Source organism: Runella rosea (genome assembly GCF_003325355.1).
Classification (GTDB): Bacteria; Bacteroidota; Bacteroidia; order Cytophagales; family Spirosomataceae; genus Runella; species Runella rosea.
In genome coordinates this window covers 4428497-4447508 of sequence record NZ_CP030850.1, presented here as the reverse complement: position 1 = coordinate 4447508, position 19012 = coordinate 4428497, and the positions used below count along the sequence as shown (strand labels likewise).

General features: G+C 45.8%; 16 protein-coding genes. 15 read left to right on the top strand and 1 reads right to left on the bottom strand.

Features of this window, described 5'->3' with window-relative positions; all coding sequences use genetic code 11:
• Nucleotides 1-11 precede the first annotated feature (11 nt).
• From DR864_RS18625 to DR864_RS18590, 8 genes are all read left to right on the top strand, one after another.
• Nucleotides 12-2447 (top strand): ABC transporter permease, encoded by a 2436-nt coding sequence (locus DR864_RS18625; RefSeq protein ID WP_114068374.1) that lies wholly within the window; start codon nt 12-14, stop codon nt 2445-2447.
• A 102-nt stretch (nt 2448-2549) separates the two neighbouring features.
• Complete coding sequence (locus DR864_RS18620) at nt 2550-4991, top strand: ABC transporter permease (RefSeq protein ID WP_114068373.1); 2442 nt, start codon at nt 2550-2552, stop codon at nt 4989-4991.
• A gap of 128 nt (nt 4992-5119) precedes the next feature.
• Entirely contained in the window at nt 5120-5620 is a 501-nt protein-coding gene (locus tag DR864_RS18615) for an ankyrin repeat domain-containing protein (RefSeq protein ID WP_205319132.1), read from the top strand.
• 9 nt (nt 5621-5629) lie between these two features.
• Nucleotides 5630-6832, top strand: coding sequence for an outer membrane protein assembly factor BamB family protein (locus DR864_RS18610; protein ID WP_114068372.1), 1203 nt, complete (start codon nt 5630-5632; stop codon nt 6830-6832).
• 117 nt (nt 6833-6949) lie between these two features.
• On the top strand, nt 6950-7975 hold the full coding sequence (locus tag DR864_RS18605) for a PA14 domain-containing protein (protein ID WP_114068371.1): 1026 nt from the start codon (nt 6950-6952) through the stop codon (nt 7973-7975).
• 174 nt (nt 7976-8149) lie between these two features.
• Nucleotides 8150-10507: an ABC transporter permease gene (locus DR864_RS18600; protein ID WP_114068370.1), complete on the top strand. Its 2358-nt coding sequence runs from the start codon at nt 8150-8152 to the stop codon at nt 10505-10507.
• A gap of 201 nt (nt 10508-10708) precedes the next feature.
• On the top strand, nt 10709-11011 hold the full coding sequence (locus DR864_RS18595) for a hypothetical protein (protein ID WP_114068369.1): 303 nt from the start codon (nt 10709-10711) through the stop codon (nt 11009-11011).
• 4 nt (nt 11012-11015) lie between these two features.
• Nucleotides 11016-11312, top strand: coding sequence for a hypothetical protein (locus DR864_RS18590; protein ID WP_114068368.1), 297 nt, complete (start codon nt 11016-11018; stop codon nt 11310-11312).
• Here the strand turns inward: DR864_RS18590 and DR864_RS29885 are convergent.
• A complete protein-coding gene (locus DR864_RS29885; RefSeq protein ID WP_162793946.1) occupies nt 11309-11503 on the bottom strand; it encodes a hypothetical protein in 195 nt (64 codons plus the stop codon). The two genes, DR864_RS18590 and DR864_RS29885, sit on opposite strands and share 4 nt — an antisense overlap.
• 104 nt (nt 11504-11607) lie before the next feature.
• Between DR864_RS29885 and DR864_RS18585 the strand changes: the two genes are divergently transcribed.
• From DR864_RS18585 to DR864_RS18555, 7 genes are all read left to right on the top strand, one after another.
• Complete coding sequence (locus DR864_RS18585; protein WP_114068367.1) at nt 11608-14022, top strand: ABC transporter permease; 2415 nt, start codon at nt 11608-11610, stop codon at nt 14020-14022.
• A 155-nt stretch (nt 14023-14177) separates the two neighbouring features.
• The gene (locus DR864_RS18580; RefSeq protein ID WP_114068366.1) at nt 14178-14543 is read left to right on the top strand and encodes a hypothetical protein; all 366 of its coding nucleotides are present in this window, start codon (nt 14178-14180) and stop codon (nt 14541-14543) included.
• 30 nt (nt 14544-14573) lie between these two features.
• On the top strand, nt 14574-14789 hold the full coding sequence (locus DR864_RS18575) for a Kazal-type serine protease inhibitor family protein (protein ID WP_114068365.1): 216 nt from the start codon (nt 14574-14576) through the stop codon (nt 14787-14789).
• 202 nt (nt 14790-14991) lie between these two features.
• Nucleotides 14992-17403, top strand: a complete 2412-nt coding sequence (locus DR864_RS18570) for an ABC transporter permease (protein ID WP_114068364.1) — start codon at nt 14992-14994, stop codon at nt 17401-17403.
• Nucleotides 17404-17511: 108 nt separating this feature from the next.
• The gene (locus DR864_RS18565; protein WP_114068363.1) at nt 17512-17913 is read left to right on the top strand and encodes a hypothetical protein; all 402 of its coding nucleotides are present in this window, start codon (nt 17512-17514) and stop codon (nt 17911-17913) included.
• Between the two features lie 20 nt (nt 17914-17933).
• Nucleotides 17934-18398, top strand: a complete 465-nt coding sequence (locus DR864_RS18560; RefSeq protein WP_162793944.1) for a hypothetical protein — start codon at nt 17934-17936, stop codon at nt 18396-18398.
• 59 nt (nt 18399-18457) lie between these two features.
• Nucleotides 18458-19012 (top strand): hypothetical protein, encoded by a 555-nt coding sequence (locus tag DR864_RS18555; protein WP_114070362.1) that lies wholly within the window; start codon nt 18458-18460, stop codon nt 19010-19012.

Sequence of the window (19012 nt, the reverse complement as noted above, 5' to 3'; positions counted from 1 at the left end):
AACCTAAAATCATGCTGACAAACTATTTCAAAATCGCTTGGAGAAACTTGATGAAGAACAAGACTTTCTCATTCATCAACATTGCGGGTTTGGCCATTGGTCTGTGCTGTTTTATGCTGATTGCGCTCTACGTGACCGACGAACTAAGCTATGACCGTTTTCATGAAAAAGCCGACCGGATTTACCGCATTCACTCCAGTATCCGTTTTGGTGGCACTGATTTAAACCTCGCCGTCACCTCCGACCCGATGGGTGCAACGCTCAAAAAAGACTATCCGCAGGTAGAACAGTTCGTCCGTTTTTATGCGTCGAGCGGCTCAAGGCACATCAAAAAGGGCAATGAGTACATTGTGGAAGAACGTGTTGCCTATGCCGACTCAACGTTGTTTGATGTGTTTACGCTGCCAGCCATCGCCGGAAATACCAAAACGGCGCTCGATAACCCCAACACCGCCGTCATCAGCGAAAGCGCCGCCCATAAGTATTTTGGCACCACCAATGTCGTCGGAAAATCCATTGAGGTAGGTCTGGAAGATAAAACGATGTACAATATCACGGCGGTCATTAAGGACATTCCCGTCAATTCACATTTCCATTTTGACTTCATTTTCTCGATGGACAATGTTGATTATCGGTTCGGGAGTTATCTAAGCCACAATTTCCAAACGTACCTTTTGCTCCGAGAAGACACTGATTATAAGGCTTTTGAGAAAAAATTTGACGAATATGTAGTACGGTATATCCTCCCGCAGGCCAAACAATTTATGCAGGTTGAGACGATGGATGAATTTAAAAAAGCAGGCAACAAACTGGAATACAGCCTGATGCCACTAACCGACATTCACTTACATTCAGATCTTACGGCCGAACTGGGCGTTAATGGCAATATTCAATACGTGTACATTTTCTCGGCAGTAGCGTTGTTTTTGTTGCTCATTGCCTGCATCAATTTTATGAATTTGAGCACCGCCCGCTCCTCCAATCGCGCCAAAGAAGTGGGTATCCGAAAAGTGCTGGGCACCGAACGGCAAACACTCATCGGTCAGTTCATTGCCGAATCCACCCTGACGAGTTACCTAGCGTTTACCTTCGCCCTGCTTATGACGTTTATATTACTGCCTTATTTTAATGATATTTCGGCCAAGACTTTTTCGGTTTTCTCACTGCTTCAACCCAGTCTTTTGCCCTTTCTGCTTCTGTTACCTTTTGCGGTGGGGCTTTTAGCTGGTTATTACCCTGCTTTTTTCCTGTCATCGTTTCGGCCCATTGAAGTCCTGAAAGGCAAGCTCAATGCAGGTTTTAAGCGCAGCAATCTCCGCAATTTGCTCGTTACGTTTCAGTTTGTAACCTCGCTGGTTTTGGTCATCGGGACCATTATTGTTTACCAACAACTCAACTATATCCAAACCAAAAAACTGGGCTTTGATAAAGACCAAGTACTCATCATCAATGGCACAGGCGCCTTGGCTACCAACGCTGAAGTTTTCAAAAATGAAATAGCGCAAATAGCGGGCGTAAAAAGTGCTTCATTCGCGGGTTTTTTACCCGTTGCGGGCTCTTCTCGCAACGATAATACGTTTTCTAAAGAGGCCGTTATGGACATGAAAAACGGCTTTAATATGCAGGTTTGGAGGGTAGATTATGAGTACGTACCTACGCTGGGCATGGAAATCATCAAAGGCCGAAACTTCTCAAAATCATTCGGTTCAGATTCTTCGGCCGTGATTATCAACGAAACCACCGCCAAACTACTGGGCTACGACGATCCTATCGGCAAAAAAATATATACTTCAAGTGGCCCGTCTGTTGGTCTGGACATGGTGTACGAAATCGTGGGAGTAGTGAAAAACTTCCATTACGAATCGCTCCGCCAAACGGTCGGGCCTTTATGCATGCGTTTGGGCAACAACAATTGGTCTACGGCCTTCAAAATCAACACTAATGATGTACCAGGATTGGTGAGTAAAGTGGAGGCCAAATGGAAAAAAATGGCCCCTGACATGCCCTTCAGCTACCAATTTTTAGACCAATCATTTGACCAAATGTACCGCGCCGAGCAGCGCGTGGGCAAGGTAGCCCTCACCTTTGCTATTCTTACCATTTTGATTGCCTGTTTGGGGCTTTTTGGGCTGGTTACGTACATGGCTGAGCAACGCACCAAAGAAATCGGCATCCGCAAAGTATTGGGTGCGAGTGTCCCTAATATTGTGAGTTTACTCTCAGCAGAGTTTTTGGTGTTGGTCGTCATTGCGGTCGTTATTGCTTCACCCATCGCTTATTTTGCCATGCGCCAATGGCTGACGGAGTTTGCATACCGCATCGAAATCTCGTGGTGGATGTTTCTCCTTGCGGGAGTTTTAGCAGTGGTTATTTCCCTATTAACCGTCAGTTTTCAAGCCATCAAAGCAGCGTTAATGAATCCAGTTAAGTCGCTAAAATCGGAATAAAATTGCAAAACGGAAGAAACAGAACACGAAGAACGGAATTATGAACCCCTACTTTCTACGTGTTCCGTTTTTCCCTGTTCCAATAGACAAACCCTAAAACCCATGCTAAAAAACTACTTCAAAATCGCGCTTCGTAATCTGTTGAAAAACAAAACGAATACGTTCATAAACATTACGGGGCTGTCCATCGGTATGACCTGTTGTATGCTGATTGTGCTGTACGTAGCCGACGAACTGAATTTTGACCGTTTTTGGCCGCAGGGCGAGCGCATCTACCGCATGGCTTTGGAACGAAAATACCCCGACCGCAGCACCAAATACGCCATCATACCCGCGTCTTATGCGCAGTCGGTTCGCAAGGAAATCCCCGAAATAGAGCAATCGATTCGCGTCTTTAATTTTAATGGAGAAGGCGCCACGCTGCTGCGTCATAACAACAAAACCCTCGAAGAGCGCGCTTTTCTTTTTGCCGATTCGGCCTTTTTTCAAGTATTTCAAATTCCGCTAATCGAAGGTGCACCGACCAAAGTACTATCTCGGCCCAATACGGTCGTGTTAACCCAACGTACCGCCCGACGTTTATTCGGCACAGTGAGTCCCATCGGCAAATTCGTCGAACTCGTTCAGGGGCCGAAACTAGAAATCTCTGGTGTTTGCGAAGATGTGCCAACCAATGCGCATTTTACCTTTGATTTTCTGACTTCTACGGTCAACTTACAACCCGCTGACCAAATTAACCACATTAGTTTTTCAGCCTACACATATCTATTATTGAAACCGCATACACAGGCCACTGCCGTAGAAGCGAAGTTTCCAAAGGTGGTCGAAAAATACGCCGCTGGGGAAGTAGAGCGCAATTTCGGGGTTTCGTACAAAGATTACGTCAAATCTGGAAACGGCTATTTCTATTTCTTACAACCCATCCGCAACATTCATCTTGACTCCAACATAGAAGCAGAACTACAACCCAACGGTAGCCGCACGCTGGTTTATTTATTTTCGGTCATCGCGCTGTTTATTTTGCTGATTGCGTGCATCAATTTCATGAATCTAGCCACTGCCCGCTCATCTGAGCGCGCCCGCGAAGTAGGCATTCGTAAAGCCATGGGCTCCACGAAAGCGCAGTTGGCGGCACAGTTTTTGACCGAATCAGTTTTGCTGAGTGTGTTCAGTTTCTTGGTTTCCGTTGGTTTGGTGGCGTTGTTTCTTCCTTCTTTCAACAATCTGGCAGGCAAGCAATTGGCTCTTAGCTATTTTTTCAATTGGTCTTTATTACCATTCTTACCAGCTTTGGCCATTTTTGTGGGTTTGCTGGCGGGAAGTTACCCAGCGGGTGTGCTTTCAGCGTTTGAGCCTATTAAGGTGTTGAAAGGCAAATTTTTATCTACTCGTCAAGGCTATTGGCTGCGCAATGGCCTGGTGGTTTTTCAGTTTTCCATTTCCATCATTCTCATTATCGGCACCATCATCGTGTACAGTCAGCTGAACTATTTGCAGGAAAAGGAACTCGGTTTTACCAAAGAATCCATCATTAAATTACAAGGCGTTGGTTTTCTAGGGAACAAAACCGAAACCTTTAAGCGGGAAGTGGAGCAGATTTCGGGAGTAGAAAGTGTAGGAGGAACTTCGTCAACGCCTGGCGAAAAACAAGGATTTTTCGGAATTACCTTCCGTAAAAACGGCGATAATGAAAGCGTGACTGGACGCGGGACGCTCGTGGATGAGCAATACCTGCAAACCATGTGCATGACCATGCTGGCTGGCAGACCCTTTGAGCGTACGTTCAACGACTCCGTATCGGTCATTCTCAACGAAGAAGCCGTCACTAAACTAGGCCTAACCGACCCCATAGGCAAGCAAATCATCAGTCCCGACAATTTTGCACAACAGGACGGCCCACCCGTTTTTTATACGATAGTGGGTGTGGTTAAAAACTTCCATTTCAGTTCATTGCACGAAAAAATCGTCCCTTTGTTTATCCTTAACGACCGCTTAATCAGGCGGTTTAACAACGAAATCGTGGTGCGGGTCAAGTCGCAGGAAGCCAAGCCGTTGGTCAGTCAAATAGAAAGTATCTGGAAACGCTACCAGCCCGACCAGCCATTTCATTATTCCTTTTTAGATTCCGATTGGAATGCCCTGTACCAATCGGAGCAGGTATCGCAACGTATTTTCGGGGTGTTTTCGTTATTGGCCATTTTCATTGCCTGCATGGGTTTGCTGGGCTTGGCTATCTACGTGATTCAGCAGCGCACCAAAGAAATAGGTATTCGAAAAGTGCTGGGTGCTTCGGTGTTGAGTATCACAACGCTGCTCTCTAAAGATTTCATCAAGTTGGTACTGATTGCGATAGTCATCGCTTCTCCCATTGCGTGGTACGCCGTGGATAGATGGCTGCAAAACTTTGCCTACCGCATCGACATCGAATGGTGGGTATTTGTGGCGGCAGGTGTGTTGTCGATGGGAATCGCCGTTTTGACCGTGAGTTTTCAGAGTATCAAAGCCGCGTTGATGAATCCCGTGAAGTCATTAAAATCAGAATAGCATCCTAAAACCTCCCCCAAATCGTGGGATTTTAGCACAACTTAAACACGCTGATTCACTAGTTATGAGGGTTTCTGATTAAATTGCCTTTAGCAGACGCCCTTTAGTGATAAACCTTTTTACACTTCATGAAAAGAATTGATTTTTTACAGAAAATAGCCTTCGGAACGGGCCTTGCCACCGCTCCGCAACTGATTATGGCCCAACAAGAAAAGCCTGCTGCCTACGCCCCAGACTTGGTACGCGATTTTGTGGGAGCTGGGCATAAAGATTTGACAAAAATTCAGGCCATGCACAAGGAACACCCTAATTTACTCTTTGCGGCATGGGATTGGGGCGGCGGTGATTTTGAAACGGCGCTCGAAGCCGCTGGACACGTGGGCAACAAAGAAATTGCGAATTATCTACTAAGCCAAGGTGCACGTCCCAATATTTTCGTGTTGACCATGCTTGGCAAAACCGCTTTGGTCAAGCCACAACTTGAAGCTATGCCCCAACTCATAACCTCCAAAGGTGCGCACGGATTTTCGTTGCTTCATCATGCTCAACGCGGCGGCGAAGATGCTAGAGAAATGCTCGATTATCTGCAATCAAAAGGACTAAAAGAGCTCAGATTTAAACTATGGTAATTGAGTCCAATGCAGAAAATCTTCCTTTTTCTTCTACTTGCGTGTGCAGGAAATACCTTCTCACAATCTACTGATTTTGAAAAACTTCCTTCTCCAGCTTGGCAATTCAAAGCCGGACCCATTATTTCTTCGCCTGTCATAGATGGAGATTGGGTCTACTTTGGCAGCCTCGACCGACGCCTGTATGCTATTGAAACAAAGACTGGTATCTTAAAATGGGAATACCCGACCTCCGGCGTGATTCGCTCTTCCGTTTGCCTCGAAAATGACAACCTATTTTTCTACAGCGGCAACGGCGTTTTGTACTGTTTAAACAAAAAGTCGGGGAAACAAAACTGGAAGTTTCAAACTGCAACGGGCTACTTAGGAGACCGCCACAACGACTTTGCCGACTATTACCATTCCTCGCCCATCGTTCAAAATGGCATCGTTTATTTTGGTTCGGGCGATGGCTATGTTTACGCCCTCAAAAGCAACAATGGCGAATTGATTTGGAACTACAAAACCGATGACGTCGTGCATACCAAACCGTTCCTGCACAATAATCGACTTTTTATTGGCTCTTTTGATGGCTATTTATACGCCCTGAATGCCCAAACTGGGGCGCTTCACTGGAAGTTCAAATCAACGGGACAACGTTATTTTCCTAAGGGGGAAATCATGGGCAACCCTGTGGTCGCGAAGGGCTTGGTATTGGTTGGCTCCCGCGATTTTAACTTTTACGCCATTGATGAAAACAGTGGGTATTGCCATTGGACAAAAACCTTCCCGCGTGGTTGGGCGCTGCCAGTTACGCCCAATGATTCAGTGATTTACCTCGGCACATCCGATGACCGACAGCTGTTTGCCGTTGACATTGCTTCGGGTAAAGTTCATTGGAAAGCAGATGCGAATTTTAATATTTTCGGAGGAACGGCTTTGGGAAAAACAATGGGTTATTTCGGCACATTGAAAGGCCAATTAGTTGGGATAGAACTGAAAACAGGGGCGGTTAAATGGACTTTTACCAACAACGCCTCACGTGCCCATCAAGCCAAGTATTTCAAAGAAAACGGCGATTACCGCGACGACATCGGGCAGCTGTTACCCTTTCCCGAAGACCAATTAACAATGTATCAACAATTGGGTGCCATTTTTTCCACTCCTGCACTGTTCGACGATTTATTGGTCGTTACCTGCTTTGACGGGACCGTTTATGCGCTAAAAAAATAGCGCTACCCTCATTTCCCAAAACTCACGGCCACCGCTCATCATTTCTTGTTTCGTCATTTCTGAAAGTTGTGTTATTTTCGTTTAGTCAGAACGACACGCAGCCTTTAAGAAAACAGCATGAAAACGATATTATTTTTAAGCCTTGCCTTGCTGGCAATGCAACTACGGGCGCAGCACGGCTTGCAAGGAGAGTACTACAATGGACAAAATTTTGAACGCAAGGTATTTACCCGCGTCGATCCTCAGATCAATTTTTCGTGGCGTGGCCGCAATCCTGGGCCTAACATGGACAACAGTTATTATTCCGTACGGTGGACGGGCAAATTACATCCTCCCACCACGGGCGTGTATCAGTTTTCGGCCAAAGTAGATGATGGCGTTCGAATATGGGTCGGCGGAAAACTAATCATGGACGCGTGGGGCTTGCACGATTCGGGCAGTTTTCGGGGAAATGTAAAACTTGAAGGAGGAAAATTCTATGATTTAAAAATCGAATACTTCAACGCGATGCTGGAAGGCGAAGTGCAGATTTATTGGCAAATGCCCAATGCGTTGGAACCGCAACCTATCCAAACCAGCTTTTTATACAAAGCTGGAGCATCGATTCCAAAACCCGTTGTCGTCCCCGATAAACCAGAAACAGATTTGCCCCCTATTGTGGTTAAATCAACGCTGAAACCAAGCCCTAAAACCTCTAAATCACCCACTTCTTTGCCCCTAAAAAGGGAGGTCAATACGCCCCCCATCAAAACCCCTGAGCTACCCAAAGACGCTGTTGAGAAAGTGGGTTTCCCCCCCGAAAAAGGGCAGCCAATGGTTTTGAACAACGTTACTTTTGAGCAGAGTAGCTACAATCTACTTCCAAGTTCTTATCCAGAATTGGATAAATTGGCTGATTATTTAACTAAGAATCCTAACCTGACGGTAGAAATTGTCGGCCACACCGACAACGTCGGCGACCCACGCCTGAATCTGGCCTTGTCTGAAAATCGCGCCAAGGTAGTTCGTCATTATATTATTGAAAAAGGAATTGCAGAAGATCGAATTACGGCTCAAGGTTACGGCGGCACGCGGCCGCTCACGTCCAATGCCAATGAAACGGAGCGTGCCCAAAACCGCCGCGTCGAATTGATTCTTCGATAGCTTTACAAACCCCATTTACGGTTGTCCATAACCGCACAGACATGTCCAAAATCGGACAAACAAACGCCTTTTCCATTCAACAAACCACTAATAATCAATGCATTAATTTCTTGGTACGAGGTTTGAGCGAATAAAAGCATCAATCAGAAAAAGTTCATTTAGCAGTTACCCGATATGCTCTACAACTACTTCAAAATCGCCTTTCGTAATCTTCGAAAATACAAGCTATTTTCGTTCATCAACATCTTTGGGCTGGCGTCGGGAATGATGATTTGTCTATTGGCACTGATTGACATCAAAGGCTCTTTTGATTACGACAATTTCCATCCGCATCCCGAACGCACGTATCGGCTGCTGACGGATGTAGTCAGCAAAACCAACGACCGGATGGCTTTTGCCACAGCACCGTTGCCATTGGCCGATGTACTAAAAAAAGACTATGATTTTGTCGAAGGTGCTACGCATTTTATACGTGCCTACGGCGAGTTTGACGACGGACGCAAACGCCTACAGCCCATGACCTTTTGGGTAGATGCGGATTTTTTCAGGGTTTTTGGTTACCCGATTATTTCAGGCACAGCAGCGACTGCACCGCACACGGCAGTCATTACTAAGAGTATGGCCGAGAAGTTTTTCGGAAAAGCCAACCCAATCGGGAAAGTGATTCAATATGGTGAAGCTGGGGCATTTACCGTGACTGGCATCATTGACAACACCACGCCCGGAAGGTCGCACCAGAGGTTTGACCTGCTGCTTTCGGCCCAAAGCCTAAAAAGTGAAGCCCTCACCGACTGGAAAAACCACCAGGAAGGCTATACGTACATTCTGCTCAAGCCAGGTGTAACGCAGGAGACATTCGAGAAAAGTCTCGCGTCGGTGGCATCTCGTACGACCAAAATTATTCAAAATGCTAAAATCAACTCCTACCACTTTCGCGCTCAGGCGCTATCGGCCATTGCGCCCTCGCATGAAGAGTTGATGCGCGGCACCTACGAACCGACCTACGGCAAATTGGCCACAGAAATGGGCGTGGGTTTACTGACCCTTTTACTGGCCGTTTTCAATTACATCAACCTTACACTGGCCCGTTCGCTGAGCCGGGCGCGGGAAGTAGGCATTCGCAAAGTGGTCGGCGGGCTACGCTGGCAGGTGATGGCGCAGTTTATGGCCGAATCGGTGATTTTGTCTTTGTTGGGATTAGCGTTGGCTTTTGTGGGGCTAAAAATGATTGAGCCGATGGAATTTGTACAGCGTTGGCTCATTGGTGGCGTAAAGTGGGGCTGGGAAACGGGTCTGTTGTTTGTGGTTTTCAGTATTGTAGCGGGCCTGCTGGCAGGATGGGTTCCTGCCCGTATTCTTTCCAATTTTGAACCAGCTCAAGTACTCCGCAGCCACACTGGCCTGAAGGTTATTCGGGGGATTTCGTTGCGAAAATCGCTGATTGTGGTGCAATTTTCGGTGTCTTTGTTAGCCATGATTACGCTGTATGTACTAGATCGTCAGCAGACCTACATGGCAGAAGGAGATTACGGTTTTGTGCGCGAACAGGTTTTGACAATTCCTATTCTGCCCGGCCAATCTGCTGATAAATTAGTAAATGCCCTTCATCAGCAGGCGGGCGTTACGCAGGTAGCGACAACTTCCGATTTATTTGGCTCGCACCCACAGGATACCCAATGGGCGTACCGTCAACGCAGCAAAACCGACTCAATACTGATTGACTGCTTTTCCATCAACCATCAATTGATACCCGCTTTGGGGTTAAAACTGCTGGCGGGGCAGAACTTTAGGCCCATCGACGCCTCCAAAAATCGGGTCATTATCAACGAAGAAGCGCTTAAAGGTTTCGGGTTGGGAACGGCCAAAGAGGCCCTTGGCAAAACAATTATATTGAGCGACAACCGTGAGGTCAGTGTTGCGGGTGTGGTGAAAAATTTCAATTATGCCAGTTTTGTTTGGGCCTTAAAACCATTGCTGCTTCAGTACCAGCCCGAACGATTTCAGTACCTGAACGTAAAAGTGGCCACTGGTACCGCTGCCACTTCTCTGGCCGCGATTGAGAAAGTTTGGAAACAACTGTATCCTTACGAACCGTTTGCTGGGCAGTGGTACAACGATTACCTTCTGGAGCGCCATTCTCACGACGATGATAATAATTTTCTGGGTGTTTTGACGGCCATTGCGTTTTCCATTGCCTGCATGGGTTTGCTGGGAATGGTGACATATAATACCGAAACCCGCACCAAAGAAGTAGGTATCCGGAAAGTAATGGGGGCCGCTGTTCACCAAATTATTTGGAGCCTATCCTGGGATTTTGTACGGTTGTTGCTCATTGCCTCGGCCGTTGCGATTCCGTTGGGGTACCTCGCGGGCATGGCTATTTTACTCAATTTCTCGTACCATGTTTCCATTGGTATCGAAACCTTTGGGCCTTGTCTTGCGCTCTTGTTTCTCATCGGCGGCCTGACCATCGGTCTTCAAACGTACCGCTCTGCCATTGCCAATCCCGTCAAAGCACTCCGTTCAGAATAATCAAACGGCGGTATCTTCACCCATATGATTTACACTGTTTGTCCGCTGTCCATCAACGAACAAACAGTGTCCATATTCGGACAATTATTCATTTTTCCTCTACACGCAAAACACTGTCAATCAGCGATATTCACTATTTGGTACAAGGTTTGAGCTATTGTAAAAACAGCCATTTTAAAATTCCTATTATATTCATAACGTATGGCACACATTGCGATTCCAATTCCTTCTCAAATCGGAAAACAGGACATTGAAGTGGAGGTTTCCATCAATGGTCAACGGCAGGCACTGCACTACCGTGTTGAGTTATTTTATTGGAATGAGTGCGGTATGCCAACCGTTGACCGCGCTGAATGCTTGCGCCATATCCTTTCTGAGTATGACAAAGATTGGACGCTTTATTATATGGGTTCGCCCACGGAGCAATTCATTCCGATTACGTTTGTTCGAAAAAAAGAGACTTTGCTGTTATCTCCTTTTTTATACTCCTTATTAAACCTTTAAACACATGGCACATATTGCAATTCCAATTCCGACCCAATTGGGGAAGCAGGACATCGAAATCGAAGTCACTATCAATGGCCAAAAACAGGCGCTGCACTATCGTGTAGAGCTTTTCTACTGGGAGGATTGCGGTATTCCGACCGTTGACCGGGCAGATTGCCTTCGTCACATTCTTTCCAAGTACGATCAAGACTGGACGCTCTATTATATAGGCGCACCCACAGATGAATTCGTACCTATTACGTTCGTAAAAAAAGAAGATTTAATCAAACAACGACAAATTTTGACGGGGGCAAATTAACATCCTGCCGTAGGGGCAGGCTTTACGTCTGCCCAATATCGACAAGATATAGAGCCCAAATAAACATTTTCGACGCAAGGCATACCCCATGTCGCCAAAATACAGAGCAGACGCAAGGCGGGCAGACGCAAGGCGGGCAGACGCAAGGCGGGCAGACGCAAGGCGGGCAGACGCAAGGCGGGCAGACGCAAGGCGGGCAGACGAGACGCAAGGCGGGCAGACGCAAGGCGGGCAGACGCAAGGCGGGCAGACGCAAGGCCTGCCCCTACGAATTTTTTGTTTTAATCTAACAACCATGATACGCAATTACCTCAAAATCGCTTTCCGCAACTTGTGGAAAAACAAGACCTACCTCTTTATTAATCTGATAGGCCTTTCGGTAGCATTCGGCATCAGTACCCTATTGCTTTTGACAGCATTCGGATTATTAACATTTGACCAATTTCACGAGGAAAATAGTGCTGTATACCGCGTTTACCAGAAAGTAATCGAGCCACAGGGTGAACAATACGGCAACAACATGCCTCTACCCATGCGCGCTGCCCTGAAAGCAGAATACCCAGAAGTGAAACTAGCGGCACGTATCCTGACTGGAAATGCGCAATTGCTGAAAAGTGACAAGCTTATCAACGAAGTTATTATATTCACCGACCCGGAATACTTTCAGGTTTTTGGATATAAATTGTTGAAAGGCGACCCCAATACTGCACTGAAGGATTTAAGCAATGTAGTGTTGCGCGAAGACATCGCAAAGAATATTTTTGGGGACCAAGACCCGATGGGGAAAACCCTCACCATCAATCATGACAACAAAGAGCAATCATTTTTGGTGACGGGTATTCTGGAAAAAGGCCCAGAAAATACCAGCATTGACAATGAAATACTGGTTCGTATCGAAAATGTCAGTGATTATAGTCTCAATAAAGACCGATGGGACAACGTTCAACACGCACTTTATCTTAAACTTGACGAAAAAACATCGTTGGCCGCTTTTGAAAATCGCCTGAAACCTTTCACGGCCAAATATTACAAAGGCAACATCGAGCAACTGAAAAAAGAAGGAGCTAAACCCGATGCCCGAGGCGAAATCATCAGCACCAGAATTATGGGATTGGCCGATAGCCATTTTGACACCAAAGTAGGTGGGCGCGGACAAGCCATTAACAAAATATATCCCTATACGCTACTCATTGTCGGTATCGTGATTTTGCTGATTGCGGCCATCAATTTTATTAACTTATCCATCGCGAAATCGTTTACCCGCGCCAAAGAAGTAGGTATGCGCAAGGCACTCGGGGCGTTTAAGTCTCAAATTGTGGGGCAGTTTTGGGGAGAAGCTTTTCTGATTTGCGTGGCCGCTTTTGGGACAGGAATCGTTTTGGCCTATCTGTTTATCCCCCAATATAATGCCATTTTCCGCACGACCCTCTCGCTTGATATGCTAAAAACGCCTGCTTTAGTCGGTATTATTTTCTTGTGTTTTGTCCTCATTACGCTGATTGCGGGTGGTTATCCCGCTTGGGCCGTAACACGGTTCAATACGGTGGAGGTATTGAAAGGAAAAATTAAAGTAAGCGGCAGCTCGGGGGGTATTCGCAACATGCTCATTATCTTCCAGTTTACGATGTCAGTCCTGCTGATTGCTTGTACGATGATTGTCTGGACCCAAATCAAGTACCTGCGTTCCAAACCGTTAGGATTTAACACTACCCAAGTATACAGCATTCCGATTGGGCATGAAATCTCGGGCAAACGTCTTTTGCAACATTTTCGCACTCGATTGGCCAATCAGCCGCGCATCTTGAGCATGACAGGCTCCGATGTCAATCTAGGACGCGGGCAAGACGGCTCTTTTTCTAAGTCGGTCTTGAGTTTTGAACAAAATGGCAAAAGCATTAAAACCAACATGCGGACGGCAGATTATGAATACGTAAAAACCCTCGACCTGAAGCTGATTGATGGACGGGATTTTTCGGAAGCATTCGCCACCGATACCGCAGGCGCCTCCGTCATCAATGAAACAATGGCCAAACAATTGGGCGTAAAAAACCCGATTGGCGTGACGCTCAATACCGAAGAAAAACACAAAGTCATCGGTGTGGTCAAAGACTTTCATTTTGAATCGCTACACCGCGAAATTGAAGCCGTTTCCTTTTTTATGAATGGTTTTCCCATCAATTATATTTTCGTCAAAATTGCCCCCGACCACGTGGATGAGACGATTGGCTTATTGCGAAAAACGTACAACGAAGTGGCCCCCAAATCTGAATTTCTGGGTTCATTTTTGGACGAAAACACCAATAAACAATACCAAAAGGAAGAACGCATCTCTCAGATATTTTTCAGCGCCGCCACCTTGGCCATTATTTTATCCTGCTTGGGGCTGTTTGCCATTGCTATCATGGTCATATCGCAACGCACCAAAGAAATCGGTGTGCGCAAAGTGTTGGGGGCGTCGGTCATGAGCATTATGACACTGTTATCGTTCGATTTTCTCAAAATGGTCGGCGTTGCCATTCTCATTGCGTCGCCGTCGGCGTGGTGGCTCATGAGTCAGTGGTTATCCGATTTTGCTTATCGTACCCCAATTCAGTGGTGGGTATTTGCCCTCACGGCCTTTATCGCTATCGCGATTGCATTTTTGACCGTTAGTTTTCAAGCCATTCGTGCGGCGCTAACCAATCCGACCACTTCTTTGCGCTCCGAATAAGGCTAAAAGAGAAATTCTACCCATTCCAATCCAAGCTTGATTTCTCAGAAATCAAGCTTGGATTTTTTTTTAGAGAAATTATCCATTGGCGGCTTTCTTTCTTCGGATTACAACTTTTTATTCTCCAATTTCGTCCTAGCTAAAAACCAACGAACATGAAACCGATTACTTTTCTCAATATTTTGCTACTGGCAATCACTTTTAGCTCTTGCTCCAAAGTTCAGCCTCAGGAAACGACAATTACCAAGGCTAAACTAGTGAACGCGCTGGCGGTTGATGGCTGCGACTGGCACTTTACAGTTGACCTGAAAGATGAAATGGTTTCTTACTTACCGAGCGATTCGTCGAAGGAAAAAGTAAATTCCATCATTCAGGCTGCCACTGCCCAGTACGGGGTGTATTCGGTTGATGTAGAGATGAAATACACGCTTACGGGCAAAAAACAAACCGTTAAATGCGGCTGGGGAAAAACCAACGAAATGGACGAAATTGAGATTTCAGAAATACGCATAATACGCTAATGACATAGATTTAAATAATTCCAAAATCCCATGAAAAAAGTATTTGCTGCCGTTTTGATTGCGGCCTTGGCGGGTTGTCAAAAAGAAGAAGTAGCCAGTGAATGTGTGGAAAAACCAGACAACGGAATGGCCTGTTATACCCTATATGACCCAGTTTGCGGGTGCAACGGCAAAACTTATGGAAACTCCTGCGAAGCAGGCCGGGTAGGTATTGCCATTGTTTCAAAGGGGGAGTGTAAAAAGTAATTACCCCCCCGTCAAGGTAGGGGCAGGCTTCACGTCTGCCCGGCTTTACGTCTGCCCAGCTTTACGTCTGCCCAGCTTCACGTCTGCCCGGCTTGTAAACAAGAGGACGGACGTAAAGCCCACCCCTACAATTAAGGTTTTTTAACAAACCCCAAAAATGTTTTGTACGTACCTTGCAAGGCCATTTTAAACGTACAAAACCATGCTCCAAAACTACTTCAAAATCGGTTGGCGCCACCTGCGCAAAAACAAAATTTACACCCTCATCAACATTTTGGGGCTATCGGTGGGGCTGACGTTTACATTGCTGATTGGCAGCTACGTATGGGACGAATGGCAGGTCAATGCCGATTTACGAAATATTGATAATCAATACATTATCCAAAGCAAGTGGAAGCAGCCCAACATGGGCATAGAAATTACCTCCTTAGCACCGTTGGCCAAAACCCTGAAAGAGCAATACCCCAATTTGATTGAAAATTATTACCGTTTTGATGGGGTTTCCACTACAATTTCTAAAGGCGACAAACATTTTAGGGAAGATATTCAAATCGGTGATTCTACACTGCTGACCATGTACGGGTTTCCGCTGCTGCACGGAGATGCCCGCACGGCGCTGAATCAACCCAACTCGGTAGTACTATCAGATAAAATGGCCCTCAAGTACTTCGGAAAAACGGATGTTATTGGCCAAACCATTCAAATCGAATCTTTTACGAGAGAACGTAAGGATTTTATGATTACGGCCGTACTGGCCCCGATTTCCTTCAACTCTATCACCCATTATGTTAGTACCGACATTCCAGTGTTGCTGCCGATGAGCAGTCTGGCATTTTTTGGCCGCGATGCCGCCATGACGGTGTGGGACAACGCCTATGTAGCCAATTATATAGAACTGAAAAAGGGGATACGCCCCATTGATTTACAAAAACCCATTGCCCAACTCATCTCTACCCATGCTTCAGCTCAGGTCAAAGAAAACCTTGAAGTAATGCTCAAACCCCTGAGCTCGCTCCACCGGGAAAGCAACAATGGCTTGGTCAACAAAACACTCCTTACGCTCGGCTTAGTGGCTCTGTTTATTGTGTTTATGGCGGTGGTTAACTTTGTCAATATTTCCATCGGCAGCTCTTCGAGCCGACTAAAAGAAATCGGCATTCGGAAAGTATTGGGTAGCAAAAAAGGGCAGGTGATAGGGCAGTTTTTAACCGAATCAATCCTGATTGCCTCTTTTAGCACGCTTTTATCTTTGGTTTTATACGAAGGTACACGGTCGTTTTTTGCCGAAATTCTTGAGAAAGAACTCCGTTCTATTTTCAGTGCGCTTCCGACGTTTTTAGGCAGTGCGATTCTTTTAGGGCTTTTTGTCGGGCTGATTGCCGGGGCGTATCCGGCCTTCGTGCTGTCGGCGTTGCCTTCCATTGATTCGATGAAAGGAAAATTAAAAACCGTTAAGGAAAAAAGCCTTTTGCGCTATTCGTTAATGACTGGGCAGTTTGCCATTGCGCTGTTTGTGTTTGGGGCGGCCGTGGTCATTGCCCGACAAGTCAACTATTTCTTCGAAAAAGACTTGGGTTATTCCAAAGAATCCATCGTTTGGGCGCCCGTTCCGCGCGACTGGTCGGTGAAGGGCGTTGAAAAAATGGAAACCATCCGCAAAGAAATGATGCGCCTGCCCGACGTGCGCGAAGCCAGCCTTTCGTTTGAAATTCCAAACGGAAAAACGGGATTTCAAACGGGTCTTTTCCGCGCGGGGCAGGACTCCACTCAAGCGGTCTTTGTCCCTGTTTTACAAACGGACGAACATTACGCACGTACTTACCAAATCCCCGTACGCAACGGCGTATTTTTTCAGGAATCCCAACAGGCTGTAGCCCCCAACCTCATTGTACTGAACGCCAAAGCGGCCAAAATGCTCAACTTTGCCACGTCTGCGGCGGCAATCGGACAGCAAGTGAGGTTGCAGAGCTTCCCACAAACCTTTACCGTGGCTGGCGTAACCGATGATTTTCATTTTGAATCCATGCGTCAAAACATTGGCCCTCTGGCGTTTATTCACCTCAATACGCTCAACAATTACCGTTATTTGTCCTTCAAAATTCAATCATCGTCCTTAAATAAATCGGTTGCGGCACTCGAAAAAAAGTGGAATAAACTATTGCCTGGAGCGCCGTTTGAGTTTACTTTTTTGGATGAAATGCTTCAGAATTTGTACCAATCGGAAGTAAGACTCAAAAAAGCGGCTCAATTGGCAACCGCTTTGGCAATCATTATTGTCTTATTGGGGGTTATCGGGATGGTGTCGTTGAGCGTAGCACGGCGTACCAAAGAATTGGGTATTCGCAAGGTATTGGGCGCTTCGGGAGTAGGGTTGGTGCTGCTGTTTTTGAAGGAATTTTTGATTGTCATCGGCATTGCAGCTTTCATCTCTTTTCCGTTGCTACTGATGGCCATGAACCAATGGCTCCAAAACTACGCTTACCGCATTGAGGTCAGTGGGCTTTCGTTTGCCGCAGTCGTTCTGAGTTTTGGAATTATCATCGTTTTTTTGGTTGGTTTTCAGACGTTTAAAGTCGCTTTAATGAACCCAACCCAGTCGTTACGCTCCGAATAACAAACTTTTACATTTCGTTTACATTCTTTTACGGGCGTTTTTCTTTTTGTTGGTTTCGGCCTCCTACTTTTGCTTACATCAAAGTAAAGCCAAAAACAACCAACAAAAATGAAAACAGTAAAAGCACTAATGGGAGGTCTCCTTCTTTCTGGCCTCGCACTCGTAAGCCACGGTCAGCAAGTTTGTTCCGCCGCTTTTTTAAACAATAAAATGGTGGTGGATGAATACACTCCAAAAGGCAAATGCAGTTTACCCTTAACAGCCCGAGGCGAGCTGACGGTAGCAACAGCCGAGCTATCTTCCAATGAAAGCAAAGCCGTTGATATCGTCTCGTTCAAAATTGCCATTCGTGACGAAAACACGCGAACGCTGACGATGTTTTCTGGCGACGATTTCCGAAAAATTGAAATTCAAAAGGTGTTGGCAAAATGCAAGAAAGGTGATTCTATCGTGCTGCTTACCTTAGAAAAACAATATGCGTTGCCGCACAATGAGATTCTAATCAAGTAATTATTTAAACTACCAAAACAATGAGATACACTAACACCTACCGACTAGCTATTGTCCTGATTTTATTCATGGTTGGCACCACTACCTTTTCCAAAGGCGGAGAAAACTACTTTTATGGAAACCCGTTGGTGCTGAACGGAAAACCCTTGGATTACAGCACTTTTTGGAAAGGAACTAAAGGCGTATTGGCGTTAGTCAAAGGAAATCCCAGTTCATCAGATGCCACAAGAGTTCCCTTTAAAGTTTATCTTAAACACGAAGGACAGGTTGTCAACAAGGGGCTATCTTCTGATACGCGAGAATTATACGAAGTAGAAATAGCCCATATTCTAGCATTAGCCCATTTTGGCGATGAACTCATCATCGAACCCGCTCAGAAAAGTGATGCAAAGGCCAAGCGCGTTATTAAACTTGCAAAAATTGACCTAATGTACATGATCTTAGGCCCGTTGTTGGCAAAACAAAAAAGCGGCGACGGTTGCTAAATTCTCTTTTATCATTTTGGAAGAAATGAACAGCCATGAAATTTAAACCTGTAAAAAACATGAAAAAAATCATTTATACGCTGCTATTACCGCTGGTTGTGGTAGGCGGAGCGGTATTTGCTAATCGCGAAATCAAAAATGAAACTTCTAAAAAATCAACCCCAAAGCCGTCGGGCGGCGTTCCTCTCTCTGATGCTGAAAGGAAATCTGCATTGAAAAAATGGGAGGCTACCCCTGATGGTGTAATGTTCAAAAAATGGGAAGCGTCTCCCGCAGGTAAAAAAGTGTATGCAGGTGAAGCTAAAATAAGAAAGCATATAAGTGCTTTTACCAATATGGAGGCTGTTGTAACCTCTCTTTCTCTCCCACTGGGCTCAAGATTAGGTTTCGGAGTGATGGTAAGGATTAATGGTGACGATTATATTGTAAAATTTGAGCCAGAAAAGTCTCAACTTGAGCAATTGCATAGCCTGAAAGTTAACGACAAAATAATTATAAGAAGCCATAGCGTTTCGCACGCGCCCAAGTATGCCTATCCAATAGTATCAGGCGAATATGTAGAGCTAGATGGTAAAGTAATTTTTAAACGTACACCTCGCAAAGGCCGTTGCTAA